Below are 12,530 nucleotides of genomic sequence, written 5' to 3'. Positions count from 1 at the left end.
CGATCGTTCCCACGTTTACGTGCGGCTTCGTCCTCTCAAACTTCTGCTTGGCCATGGTAACCTCCAAAATGTTTAATCTTACTTTATATGGAGCCCACGACCGGGATTGAACCGGTGACCTTTTCCTTACCAAGGAAATGCTCTACCCCTGAGCTACGTGGGCGGGTAAACGTTCACAGAACCAGCAAAATGGAGCGGGAGACGGGATTTGAACCCGCGACCAACGGCTTGGAAGGCCGTGACTCTACCACTGAGTTACTCCCGCAATGGTGGGGAGAGGAGGATTTGAACCTCCGTAGGCGGTCGCCAGCAGATTTACAGTCTGCCCCCTTTGGCCACTCGGGTATCTCCCCGTCTCTTTCAATCTGGAGCTGGTGAAGGGACTTGAACCCCCAACCTGCTGATTACAAATCAGCTGCTCTACCGTTGAGCTACACCAGCCCATGGGAAAGAACAAAGATGAATCCTAGCACATAACGACAAAGGTGCGCAACCCCCATGACCCCCCTTTTCAGGGTGCGTTGGAAGTTGCCTCCGTCATTAGCAGGAGAGAAAGTATACCCACCTTACTCTATCTTGTCAAGAAGCAAACCTCAATCTGATTAAAAAGACGGTCACTTCCCCTTGCGCCAGCGTCTCAGGACTGACAGGAACGCGGCGGGTTTTGCAGCCCGTTCGCGGGAAGGAAAGACCCCTTCTCCCACGGATCTCGTATCTTCAACTGTATAAAACGCCCGGGGATTATGAGTCTGGATCAACTCGAGAACCCTGCCGAGGTTTTTCCGCTTAATCACGGTAAAAATCACACTGACCGGTCCCATGGCTCCCTGGGCATCCACTGCAGTAACACCGTAATTTTCAACATTCAGGGCATCGATCAGAGCCCGGGCATCGGCCTGCGTCACGGTGCGGACCATCAGCGTCCCCATAGCCAGCCGCTCCTCCAGAAGCATTCCGACAAAATTCCCCGTTGCAAATCCGCCGGCATAGCCGAGGTAACAGAGGGGATTGTTCAGGTTCTCCATCACCTGGCGGATGGCAAGGAGCCAGATCAGGACTTCAAAGAAGCCAAGAACCGGAGCAATCCACTTTCCTCCCCGCGCCAGAAAGATAATTCGCATGGTCCCCACGGACACATCGAGAACCCTCGCGAAAAAGATCAGAACGGGGATAATCACCCAGGTGTAAAGATCAAAGGTCATGCTGCAGACTCCTGGTAGATTTTACGCGGTCAGACTACCACAGAACTTCAGGGATCGGAAGGAATGCAGGATCTCGATTTTTTCCAGCACAGATTCAATATCATGGTCGGGATCGATCGCAGGTTTTTACCTTATTTCCTCCATAGCCCTGTTCAACGGGATTCGCATGATAGAATAGTAAACGATCGGGCCATCTGGTCCGTAAACCAGTCGGACATGCGATTAAACGTGTTGCGTAAACCACCCGCCGAGACGACCCCCGATGAAACCCTCATGCAAGGGATCCTTGAGGGGGACGAAGAAGCCTTGCATACACTGATGATGCGCAAGGCACCGCAGATCCATTCCTTCTGCACGCGGTACCTTGGAGACCGCGAAGAGGCCAAGGATGTGGTTCAGGAAGTCTTTATCAAGGTCTGGGAACAGATCGGCAAGTACGATTCGAAATATGCACCCAATACCTGGATCTACCGGATCGCGACCAACCTCTGTATCGATCATATTCGCAGTCGAGGTTCGAGGGATAAGGCTTATCAGCGTATGTTCCGGGTACTCCCGGAAGACATGAGCCACAAAGTCGCTCTGACGAACCTTCAGAGAGAAGAAGTGGAACGAATCCTTCAGGAACTGTCCGGCGCTCTATCCGCCAAACAACGGGCCGTCTTTCTACTCCACGAGCTGGAAGAGATGGACACCCCAACCATCGCGAAGGTCATGAAGTGTCAGCAGGTCACGGTCCGAAACCACCTTTTCCATGCACGAAAGATCGTGACCCAGCATCTTCGCGAAAGATATCCGGAGTACGCGTATGAATGACAAACCTCTCTTTCCACAGCTGCGGGGAGCGCCGCACCAGCCCCCTCTCAGCCCGGAAGAACTCGATGGGATGTGGTACGCTGTCCGATCCGGGATCCGGAAACCGAAACATCGGCGATTCCCCTTCCTGGCGGCCGGCATTGCAGCCTCCCTTCTGATCATGATCGCTCTGACCTTCGTGATCAAGGGTCCCTCGACCCCGGAAGAACCTGTCGCCGTGGAGGCGTCCATCCTGAGCGAGACCATAACCGATGTTCCTCCCATGATTGAAGACTGGGACGGAACACCATCGTTTACCTATGAAGGCGAACATAATGCCGTAAAGGTCGCCTTTATCGTCGATCAGTCCGTCGCATGGTAAAACGGGCCGTCTTCCTCCTGATTCTTCTGCTTCCCATCCTCCTGGCAGCACAGGATGGAACGACGGTAATCCGTGTATTCACCCTGGACCATGTTCCCGCTGAGGAAATCATCACCCTGATTCGGCCTCTTCTCTCCCCTCAGGGTTCCATGACCTTAAATTCTAAGACCAATTCGATCGCCATTAAGGACCACGCCACCCAGCTGGAAGCCGTAGCGCAATTTATCCAGGCGGTTGATCAGCCGCCCCGATCTTTCAAGATCTCCATTAAGATGATTCAGGCCACAACCACGCCTTCCGCTCCCTCGTCCATTTCGGAGGAGATTCAGGGCGTGGGCCACCAGCTCCAGGCTATCTTTCCGTATCAGAACTATGACGTTATTGCCCAGAACATCATCGAGGGACTTTCCGGAGATGTCGTTTCTTACCGCCTTAACGAAGCATTTCACGTGGACTTTTATCTCTACAATCCCGTCCGGCTCCCTAACGTGATTCAGTTAAAGAATTTCCGACTCTTCCGTGTGATTAAAAAAGGGAACGAGGAAATTTTACAGCCTATTCTGCGGACCACGATCAACCTTCAGGTCGATCAGAACCATATTGTTGGGGTATCCAACTCCATAAAAAACAGTAAAGCCCTGATTTTCATCCTCCGAGCCACCCCCTCATGAGTGAATTCATCTGCCGGCTGGGGACACCTTCGGGAGACGTTCGAACGGAGGTAAAGACATCAGACGATCCTGAGAAGCTGCGCAAGGATCTCGAGCGACAGGGTTTTTACGTCTTTTCCGTTTCAAAAAAGGGCGTGACTCTTCCATCCATCAAGCTTCGAAAACGCCGAAAGGTTAAGAGTCAGAACTTTGTTATCTTTAACCAGGAACTCGCGGCCCTCGTGCACTCCGGTCTCCCTCTCGTCCAATGTGTGGAAATTCTCTGGGAGAGACAGGAAGACCCCATGTTCCGGGCAGTCCTGGCCGAGGTAATCGACAAGCTGAAGTCCGGCGAGTCCCTTTCCGATGCCTTTGCCACCTATGGCGACGTTTTCCCAAAAATGTACGCCACGATTCTGAAATCGGGAGAACGCAGCGGAGACCTGGAAAAGGTCCTTCGCCGATTCATTACCTATCAGAAGGTCATTCTGGGGGTCAAGCGAAAAGTCAAAGGAGCCCTGATCTACCCCGCCATTCTGCTGACTCTATCGATCGTTCTGATTGTCATCATGATGACCTATGTAATCCCGAAGTTCACTTCTTTTTACGGAGACATGGACGCAACACTCCCCCTCATTACGGAGTGGGTCATTGCCCTGTCAAAATATATGATTCAGAATATGGCGATCCTGGGCTTCGGCGTCGTGGCGGGAATTCTGGTCTTTCTTTCATGGATTCGAACTCCTCTGGGCCGAAGGAGCTTTGATGCGAGCCTTCTCAGGCTTCCCTTTGTGGGAACCATCTTCCACCGCTTCGCCCTGACTCAGTTCTGCCGCTCTCTCGCAACACTGGTCGAAGGCGGAACTCCGGTCGTGCAGGCTCTGACCATCTCATCCAATACGATCTCCAATGCAGACATCGCGACCCGTGTTCAGGAAATTGTCGGAAGGGTTCAGGAGGGCGATGCTCTCTGGAATTCTCTTGAATCCACGGGAAAATTCACTTCCATCGCCATTGAGATGATCAAGGTCGGGGAATCGACCGGTTCCCTTGAGACCATGCTTCACAATGCTGCGGATTTTTACGACGAAGAGATAGACATACGACTTCAACGTATAGTAACCTTGGTAGAGCCCATCATGCTCGTCTTCATGGGAACGGTAGTCGCGGTCCTCCTTGCGGCCGTGTATCTACCGCTGTTGACGTTGATCGGGCAAATGCGCTGACGCTTCAGGAGAGCTCTGCCATGGTTGATATCATCACCAGTACGGAAGGACAGGCAAAGCAACTGGCAGAGGAGTTTGGACTTCCCTTTGTCGATCTTGCCGACTTCCGCCTGAACATGGATCTCTTTCGATCCATTCCAATGGAATGGATGCTGAAGTATCAGTTTATCCCCGAAAGCCAGGAAGATGGAATCCTGACCCTGATCGTAGGCGATCCCGCCAACCTGCTGATCTGGGACGAAGTCGAAATGCTGCTCGGCCGGGCCATCCGCCTCAAAGTGGCCGACAAAGAGGCCGTGAGGGACTACCTTGAAAAGAGCGAGAGTTCTCAGCGCCTGCTGGACGAAGCAACGGAAGACTTCCGGATGCATCTCGTGCAGGATGCAGAGGATGGAGAGGAAACCCTATCCATCGATCGAATCACGGCAGACGCCAGCCCCATCATCCGGCTGGTCGATTCTGTGATCTATAACTCCCTTCAGCGAAGAGCTTCCGACATTCACATCGAAACCCGGGAACGTCAGGTCCTGGTGAAATACCGAATCGACGGGGTTCTTTACCAGGCCATGGAGCCCATTGACAAAAAACACCACTCCACGATCATCTCGCGCATCAAGATCATGTCTGAACTGGACATCGCGGAAAAGCGAATCCCGCAGGACGGGAGATTCAAGCTTCGTGTTTCCGGCCGCACCATCGACTTTCGTGTTTCCATCATGCCCACGGTTCACGGAGAAGATTGCGTGATCCGGATCCTGGATAAAGAATCCCTGAACAAGGAATTCAAGAACCTCCGGCTGGATATCCTCGGCTTCGACCCCGGGCTCGTCAAGAAGCTCAGAAAATTTGTCATGGAACCGTACGGCATGATTCTCGTAACGGGACCGACGGGATCAGGGAAAACCACGACTCTCTATGCGGCCCTTTCCGAGATTCAAACTTCGGAAGATAAGATCATCACGATTGAGGACCCGGTCGAATATCAGTTGAAGGGGATCACCCAGATCCCGGTAAATGAAAAGAAGGGGCTGACCTTTGCCCGGGGCCTCCGATCGATCCTTCGCCACGACCCCGACAAGATCATGGTTGGTGAAATTCGTGACGAAGAGACAGCCCAGATCGCCATCCAGTCAGCCCTGACCGGCCATCTCGTCTTCACAACTGTTCATGCAAACAACGTCGTCGACGTAATCGGACGATTTCTGAATATGAACGTGGAACTGTACAACTTTGTATCTGCCCTCAATTGCGTTCTCGCACAGCGTCTCCTCCGGGTCATCTGTCCTCACTGTAAGTACGAAGTCACCTACGATGACGACTATCTCCAGGAATCAGGACTTGACCCCGCAGAATGTAAAAACGTGACCTTTTATGACGGGCGTGGCTGCATCGAATGCAACGGAACGGGCTATTTCGGCCGCCACGCCATTGGTGAGCTTCTGGATCTATCCGATCCGATTCGCGAGTTGATCCTGGAAAAACGGCCCGCTTCGGAAATCAAGCGGCAGGCCCGAAAGGAAGGCATGATCTTCCTCCGTGGTTCGGCCCTTCAAAAGGTCTTTGAGGGACATGCCTCTCTCAAGGAAGCCAACAAAGTGACCTTCGTGGACTGATGATGAAACGACTGATTTCCTGCTCCATCACCCCCCGCGGTATCGAAGCGGCTCACTTCACCAGGCTGAAGAAGCAGCGGGTGGTTTCCGATCGTCGTTCTGTGACCTTTGATTCTTCGCCCTTTCAGCGTTTACCGGTGGGAGCCCAGATTGCAGATGCGAAAACCCTGGGGGATGCCGTAGGCGAAGTCCTTCAGGCGATGCCGGAAGCCAAGACGGCTCTTGTACTTCCCGATTCCTGGCTGCGGACCACCGTTTTCACGGTAGAGGACCTCCCCCGCCGGCGGGAAGAAGTGCGAAACCTCGTTGCCTGGCGTCTGAAGAAAATATTGAACGCGGAGCCGAGGGATCTGCGTTTCACCACGCACACCCTCAGTCGCGACTCCAAGGGAGAAGCGCGGATCCTGGTCACCTTTACCGTTGAAAAGCTTCTATCCTTTCTCGAACAGACCTTTTCTTCCCTGGGGCGGGATATCGGCCACATCACCTCACACTTCTGGGCTATTGCACCCCAGATTCATCTTCAGGGATCCTGGGGCCTTCTTACGCTGGAGGAAGGCCTTTGGAGCCTGGGGTTTTTCAATGGAGATGACCTGCTTTTTTTCCGACAGAAATTCATGCCCGCCCGTGGAAACGGCATGCTGGCTCAGGATATCGAACGAACCTGGGCCTACTTCTTTAAACGATGGAATCTGAACGTCGACACCATGTTCACCTGGAGTGACATCCTGGGATACGGCGGAAGAAACGAAATTTACCCCCTTGGTCAGAAGCTGGGCTGGGCCATGCAGCATGCAGATCTCACCCCCGCCGCCATTGTTCCTCCATCCATGGCAGACGGCGATCAGTGGGAAGCAGTCCAATCCGCCATTATCGGAGCGGCGTGCCTCTATGTTTAATATTAACCTTGCTTCCCGGCCCTTCTGGAATCTCCCCGCATTTGTCATCTCCGTCGTGATCTTTGCTCTGATCACGCTCGCCGTCACGTTCATGAACGGACGGACTCTCTACCGTGTCCTCACCGGTTCGGAGGAAACCCGGACCGCTATTGCATCCCTGCAGAAAGACATTGCAGGACTGGATGCAGAGAATGAGCAATTACGAAAAGAGATTGCCTCCGTTGACACACGCCGTCTGGCCTATGAGATTGACACCCTGAACACCATCATTGGAGCCCGCGCTCTCTCATGGAGTACTCTCCTGGACCATGTGGAAGAAGTACTGCCCAACAAAGTGAGAATCATCTCCCTCTCCCCCAGCCCCCTGGAAGATGGAGTCCTTCTATCGATGAACTGCCTCACTGAATCCCACACCGGCATGCTGGATCTGATTGACGCTCTCCATAACAGCCCAAATTTTTCCAACCCGACACCCACGGGACTTCAGGATCAGGAAGCCGGGGTGCCCGAAGGCCGGAAGTTCGGTCTTCGCGTCACGTATAAACCCGGACCCGTATGACGATTCTCACGATACTCCGGGAACACAGGGTCTACTGGCTTCCAACAGCCCTTCTCCTTCTGCTGAACCTGGTTTTATTCGTCGGATACCACTATGTCTTTTTTGGAAAGATTCGTGCCGAATGGAACAGGAGGGCTCAGCTCGAAGGAACACTCGAGGTTAAAAAACATGAAAACCAGCAACTGAATGCCACCCTGGCATCTCAAAAGAGAGCCCAGGAAAGCCTGGCGCAATTCTACGAGCGGATTAACACCAAGGAGCACCGACTGACCCTGCTCCTCGCCCACCTGGACGACCTGACCCGCCAGGCCGGCCTGATCCCTCACGCCTGGGGGTTCGGGGAAGACAAGCCGGAGAGATTTCTTCCCGTCACCGCCTTTGAAATCTCCTTCCCTCTGGAGGGAACCTATGCGAACGTGAGGAAACTCCTTCACTTTCTGGAACTCTCCGAGCAATTTATCACCGTATCCAATATTTCACTGCGCGAGGCCGGAGAGCTGGGCCAGAACGTCAAGCTCACCCTCGGCCTCGTGACCTATTTCCATGAAGACCTCCCGGAAGAGGAAACCCAGCGTCCTCCCGCACGGAGGAGGCCACGATCATGAACAGGACTCCAATCAAGAACATTCTGGCTGTCGGGTTGGTGTGCCTGCTGATCTTTGTGATCTATAAACAATTTCGTCCCTCTGCGGGTTCAGTAAAGCAGTCAAGGGAGGCCGCGCGCCGGGCCCAGGCTACGGCAGAAGCGATTCCAGCCCTGCATCTCAACCTTCTTGAGCCAAAGCCGACTACGACCCGCGAAGATGGCCGCAACATATTCCGTTACTATCAGCCGCCTCCCCCCAAACCGACACCGGCACCTCCACCACCACCCCCGGATCCCGAGACGGTCAAACAGAGACAGGCCGAACAACAGCAACGCATGGAAGAGATGCGAAAGGCCCAGGAGGAAAAACAAAAACCAAAACCTCCGGCGATTACCTTCAAATACCTGGGACACTTTGGTCCGGAAGGCCGTCTCCTGGCTGTCTTTGTCAATGATGGGGAAATTCTGGACGTATTTGAAGGAGAGACCTTTTTGGATAAATACATTCTTCACAAAATCGGGCTCGAAAGTGTTTCCATCGGATTTGTCGGCTTTCCCGACAACGAGCCTGAAATTCTGCAAGTGGGGTCATGATGAAACGACTGCTATTCGTCACGCTTACGTTGACGTTACTGATCGCCTGTAGTTCGCACCAGGCCTTCCGCGAAGGCCAGAAGGCGGAGGACAGGGAGAATTACGATCGTGCCGTAGCCAAGTACCTGGAGGCTCTGGCCAAGGACCCATCCAATGCCCGCTATAAGGTGCACCTGGAACGGGTTCGGTTGCGTGCCAGCCAGGCTCACTTTGAACGCGCGAAAAAGCTTGTCCTGGCGGAACAGTATCAGGCTGCCATCCTGGAATTTCAAATGGCGGTTCAGTTTGACCCCACCAACCAGTACGCCCAGGTGGAACTGGAAAAGGCCTTAAGAGCCTACGAGAAACAGAACGCCTCCCTCTCCGAGCTCGAGGCCCTGAAGGAAAAGGCGATGGAAGATCGGGGCCAGCCTCCCCGACTCAATCCAAAGAGCACAGCACCCATGACCTTCTCCTTCTCGAAACCGACCGAAGTTCAGGATATTTACCAGGCTTTTGCGAAGGCTTTTGGCTTTAATATCATTTACGACCCTCAGATCAAGGAAAAGAAGATCACGCTGGAGCTTAAAGACGTCGATCCGCAGAAGGCCCTGGAAATCACGATGCGTTCCGCGGGCCATTTCTACAAGGTTCTGGATTCTTCCACCATCATTATTGCTCCCGACACACCCCAGATGCGGAAGGACTACGAAGACCTGCTAATCCAGACCTTTTACCTCTCCAACGCCGACGTCAAAGACGTCAACAATATTCTTCGAAGCATCATGCAGGCACGAAACGTGGCCACCAACCAGCAGCTGAATGCCGTTGTCATCCGGGACACCGCGGATAAGGTGGCCATCGCCAAGCGTATTATCGATGCCAACGACAAAGCCAAGGCGGAGGTCGTGATTGACGTCGAGATCCTTCAGGTGGATACGAACAAGTTTCGGGAAATCGGCACGCAATTATCGAACTATTCATTCAACCTGGGGTATGACACCGGAGAAGAGAGCAACACGATCTCCATCGGAGACATTGGACAGATCAGACATGACAACTGGAACATTACGATTCCCTCCATCACACTGAACCTCGTAAAAAATGCCAGTGAAGCCGAACTGCTGGCCAAGCCCCAGCTGAGAATTTCCGAAGGTGAGAAAGCTCAGCTCCATATCGGGGACAGGATTCCCATCGCAACAGCCCAGTTCCAGGGGTATAACCAGGGTACGACCACCGGAGGATACTATCCTTACACGTCCTATCAGTACACGGATGTCGGAATCAAAATCGACCTGGAACCCCGGGTCCACCACAACCGGGAAGTCACTCTGAAGCTGAAAGTGGAAGTATCCTCTGCTGCCCCCTCATCCGGAGGAGATTCCAGTTACCTCCCCCCCACGATTTCCACACGCACGATCACCTCGGTTATCCGTCTTCGGGATGGAGAGACAAACCTGCTTGCCGGCCTGATCCGAAATGACACCTCCAGCGCCAAAAGCGGATTCCCCTGGCTTCAGGACATCCCCCTCCTGGGATCCCTCTTCTCCTCCACTCAGAACTCCTACAAACGGACCGACCTGATCCTGACCATGACACCCCACATTGTCCGAATGCCGGATATTACGGAGGAGGATCTCATCCCGGTCTGGGTGGGTACGGAAAACAACATGTCCATCCGGGGAGGATCGATCCGGCTGGAATCGGGCCAGGAAGGTCCCTTCGACGGGGAGAATATCGAAGAAGAAAAACCGGAAGAACCGGAGCAATCGCAGAGCGATTCACCGGATAGAGGAAAGGGCCTCGGACGTCGGCCCTTTGACCGGGGTGCCGTCACCAACCAGGGGAATCAGGAAGGCCGACCCATGCGACTCCAGGGCGATGAACCTCCCGTTCCCACGTTCCTTCTCGCCCGGGAACAGGAGCAGGTAGAAGATGCCGTCACCTTCGTTCTGCAGGGACGCTACCCCGCGGAACAGCGACTGGCATCCATCCTCCTGGACATCAACGGTCCCCTGCGCTATGAAAGCGTCGAAGGGATCGGAGCCGCCGAAGCCGTGATCAATACGATCAGTGATGAGCAGATTCGACTGGATGTTCTCCTGCCTCAGCCCCCACCGAATGACGGGAATCTGGTCAAAATTCATTTCACGACAACGGGTGAGGGTCCAAAGACCCTCCGCATCGAAAAAGGAGGCAGCAGGGATGCCAAAGATATGCTGTGGCCGATCTCTGCAAGCGGCATTACGGTTCCGTAGGGGATATTCCCTTGCGGAACTGGTGATGGTCTGTGCGCTCATCGCCATTCTCTCCGCCATGGCCGTACCGATCGCAAAGTTCTCTATCCAGAGGCACAAGGAGATCGAACTCCGCTACCAGCTTAGAAAGATGCGGACGGCCATCGATGAATATAAAAAATTGTGGGATCAGTTCCACTTCCCCGTGGAAATCGGTTCGGAAGGATACCCTGAAACCCTGGAAAAACTTGTGGAAGGGGTAGAAATCAACATGAAAACCTACAAGTTCCTGCGACGCATCCCTGTCGATCCCATGACAGGGGAAGCGGAGTGGGGGATGCGGTCCCTTCAGGATGATTTCGACTCCGATTCCTGGGGAGGTGAAAATGTTTACGACGTTTATTCTCTTTCCGGGTCAAAAGCCCTCGACGGGAGCTATTACCATGAATGGTAAAACCAGGGGATTCACCCTGATTGAACTTATTGTAGTCGTCACCATCATCGGGATTCTGGCCGCGATGGCCATTCCCGCCATGCGGCAGGCCCCTATACGTGCCAAGGAAGCCGCATTGAAGCACAACCTCTTCACTCTCAGAAATGTCATCGATCAGTACTATGCCGATCACGCCGCCTACCCCCAGGGACTTGAGGACCTGGTATCGGAAGGGTACCTCCGTGCGATTCCCATCGACCCCATTACGGAGCAGACCGATTGGGAAGTCATTTATATGGAAGAGGAAGATGCAGACGACTGGAGCGCCGGGGGTGATTTTGCCCCTCCCGGCATCTGGGATGTCCACAGCGCTTCAGGAGACATAGCCCTGGATGGAACGCCCTACGCGGAGTGGTGAACGGGGATATACCCTCGTCGTATGCATGATTGTCGCGGCCCTGGTGGTTATTGCTCTTACCGCGGCCGCGGAAGTATGGAGCCATGTCGTCCAGCGGGAAGCGGAAGAAGAACTGATATTCCGGGGCAACCAGTACGTTGAAGCCATTCGCATTCACATGCAGAGACACGGCCGCCAGCCCCTGAAGCTGGACGACCTGATGAAAACCGGGCCCGGGAAACCCCGCTGTATCCGGAGACTCTACGAAGATCCCATCACACGCTCAGAGAAATGGGGCCTGATCTTTGCAGACGGAAGACGGTGGCCGCCTCAGCCTGTTCCCGCAGGAGGAACTCCGCTTCCGGGACAACCTACTCAGCCCGGTCAGTCACCGGGCGGCCTCAGCGGTCTGCAGGAATCGGAGATCGAATTCACCTCCATCGGTTCCCCCCTGGACGAGGGATCTGCGGCACCCGCAGGCCCGATCGTGGGTGTCTTTTCCACCTCAAGAGATGAAAGCATCCGGGAATATAACGGTCGAAGACATTACAACGAATGGGAGTTCAGTCTGCTTCAGCAGGGACAGCAGGGAGGTGTCGGTCAGGCACCGGGTGGCGGGCGTCCCATGCCCGGTCAGGGCGGCGGCAATCCTCCGGGAACCGGAGGCGGAGGGTCTGGAGGGATCGAGACCAAGCCGTAAAAAATCTGATTTTGCAGACTGTAGCTAGTACTCTTCAGATCTTGGATCTTTCGAGTATCCATTCGGCTGGCCGAGAGACTTCGTGGACCTCTCGGGCCTCATGGATAGTCAGTACCCTTAAGATCTTCGATCTTTCGAGTATCCATTCGGCTGGCCGAGAGACTTCATGGACCTCTCGGGCCTCATGGATAGTCAGTACCCTTAAGATCTTCGATCTTTCGAGCAGTAGTGTCCAAATATTAGTCGAATAAACTCAGTTGTTTAGTATGCGTATCCAC

General features: G+C 54.0%; 14 protein-coding genes and 4 tRNA genes. 13 read left to right on the top strand and 5 right to left on the bottom strand.

Translation table 11 applies throughout. From position 1 onward, the window contains the following. Positions 1-88: 88 nt before the first annotated feature. The 5 genes from PLD04_15080 to PLD04_15060 form a co-directional block, all read right to left on the bottom strand. Positions 89-163 (bottom strand) — tRNA-Thr (locus tag PLD04_15080). A 27-nt stretch (positions 164-190) separates the two neighbouring features. After that, positions 191-265, bottom strand: a tRNA-Gly gene (locus PLD04_15075). Between the two features lie 2 nt (positions 266-267). Further along, positions 268-353 (bottom strand) — tRNA-Tyr (locus tag PLD04_15070). Between the two features lie 13 nt (positions 354-366). Then, positions 367-441, bottom strand: a tRNA-Thr gene (locus tag PLD04_15065). A 173-nt stretch (positions 442-614) separates the two neighbouring features. Continuing rightward, on the bottom strand, positions 615-1,202 hold the full coding sequence (locus PLD04_15060) for a DUF2179 domain-containing protein (protein HXK69648.1): 588 nt from the start codon (positions 1,200-1,202) through the stop codon (positions 615-617). A gap of 231 nt (positions 1,203-1,433) precedes the next feature. On the opposite strand from PLD04_15060, the gene PLD04_15055 reads away from it, so the two are divergent. Genes PLD04_15055 through PLD04_14995 form a run of 13 tightly spaced genes read left to right on the top strand, consistent with a single transcriptional unit; the run spans position 1,434 to position 12,252 of the window. Next, positions 1,434-2,018: an RNA polymerase sigma factor gene (locus PLD04_15055; GenBank protein HXK69647.1), complete on the top strand. Its 585-nt coding sequence runs from the start codon at positions 1,434-1,436 to the stop codon at positions 2,016-2,018. After that, a complete protein-coding gene (locus PLD04_15050; protein ID HXK69646.1) occupies positions 2,011-2,379 on the top strand; it encodes a hypothetical protein in 369 nt (122 codons plus the stop codon). Before PLD04_15055 ends, PLD04_15050 begins: the two co-directional genes overlap by 8 nt. After that, a complete protein-coding gene (locus PLD04_15045) occupies positions 2,373-3,050 on the top strand; it encodes a secretin N-terminal domain-containing protein (GenBank protein HXK69645.1) in 678 nt (225 codons plus the stop codon). Before PLD04_15050 ends, PLD04_15045 begins: the two co-directional genes overlap by 7 nt. Next, positions 3,047-4,255: a type II secretion system F family protein gene (locus PLD04_15040; protein ID HXK69644.1), complete on the top strand. Its 1,209-nt coding sequence runs from the start codon at positions 3,047-3,049 to the stop codon at positions 4,253-4,255. The genes PLD04_15045 and PLD04_15040 overlap by 4 nt, the downstream gene beginning before the upstream one ends. Positions 4,256-4,275: 20 nt before the next feature. Further along, the gene (locus tag PLD04_15035) at positions 4,276-5,868 is read left to right on the top strand and encodes a GspE/PulE family protein (GenBank protein ID HXK69643.1); all 1,593 of its coding nucleotides are present in this window, start codon (positions 4,276-4,278) and stop codon (positions 5,866-5,868) included. A gap of 2 nt (positions 5,869-5,870) precedes the next feature. Then, positions 5,871-6,767 (top strand): hypothetical protein, encoded by an 897-nt coding sequence (locus PLD04_15030; GenBank protein HXK69642.1) that lies wholly within the window; start codon positions 5,871-5,873, stop codon positions 6,765-6,767. Beyond that, entirely contained in the window at positions 6,760-7,326 is a 567-nt protein-coding gene (locus PLD04_15025) for a hypothetical protein (protein ID HXK69641.1), read from the top strand. Before PLD04_15030 ends, PLD04_15025 begins: the two co-directional genes overlap by 8 nt. Continuing rightward, positions 7,323-7,931, top strand: coding sequence for a hypothetical protein (locus PLD04_15020; GenBank protein ID HXK69640.1), 609 nt, complete (start codon positions 7,323-7,325; stop codon positions 7,929-7,931). The genes PLD04_15025 and PLD04_15020 overlap by 4 nt, the downstream gene beginning before the upstream one ends. Next, on the top strand, positions 7,928-8,506 hold the full coding sequence (locus PLD04_15015) for a hypothetical protein (GenBank protein ID HXK69639.1): 579 nt from the start codon (positions 7,928-7,930) through the stop codon (positions 8,504-8,506). The genes PLD04_15020 and PLD04_15015 overlap by 4 nt, the downstream gene beginning before the upstream one ends. Further along, a complete protein-coding gene (locus tag PLD04_15010; GenBank protein HXK69638.1) occupies positions 8,506-10,743 on the top strand; it encodes a secretin N-terminal domain-containing protein in 2,238 nt (745 codons plus the stop codon). Before PLD04_15015 ends, PLD04_15010 begins: the two co-directional genes overlap by 1 nt. After that, positions 10,691-11,176 (top strand): type II secretion system protein, encoded by a 486-nt coding sequence (locus PLD04_15005; protein ID HXK69637.1) that lies wholly within the window; start codon positions 10,691-10,693, stop codon positions 11,174-11,176. The genes PLD04_15010 and PLD04_15005 overlap by 53 nt, the downstream gene beginning before the upstream one ends. After that, positions 11,166-11,573: a prepilin-type N-terminal cleavage/methylation domain-containing protein gene (locus PLD04_15000; protein ID HXK69636.1), complete on the top strand. Its 408-nt coding sequence runs from the start codon at positions 11,166-11,168 to the stop codon at positions 11,571-11,573. The genes PLD04_15005 and PLD04_15000 overlap by 11 nt, the downstream gene beginning before the upstream one ends. Next, positions 11,548-12,252: a type II secretion system protein gene (locus tag PLD04_14995; protein HXK69635.1), complete on the top strand. Its 705-nt coding sequence runs from the start codon at positions 11,548-11,550 to the stop codon at positions 12,250-12,252. The genes PLD04_15000 and PLD04_14995 overlap by 26 nt, the downstream gene beginning before the upstream one ends. The last annotated feature ends 278 nt before the right edge of the window (positions 12,253-12,530 follow it).

This window comes from Thermoanaerobaculia bacterium, assembly GCA_035593605.1.
Taxonomy (GTDB): domain Bacteria; phylum Acidobacteriota; class Thermoanaerobaculia; order UBA2201; family DAOSWS01; genus DAOSWS01.
The sequence above is the reverse complement of the archived record's forward strand: the minus strand, read 5'-3'. Positions and strand labels throughout refer to the sequence as shown.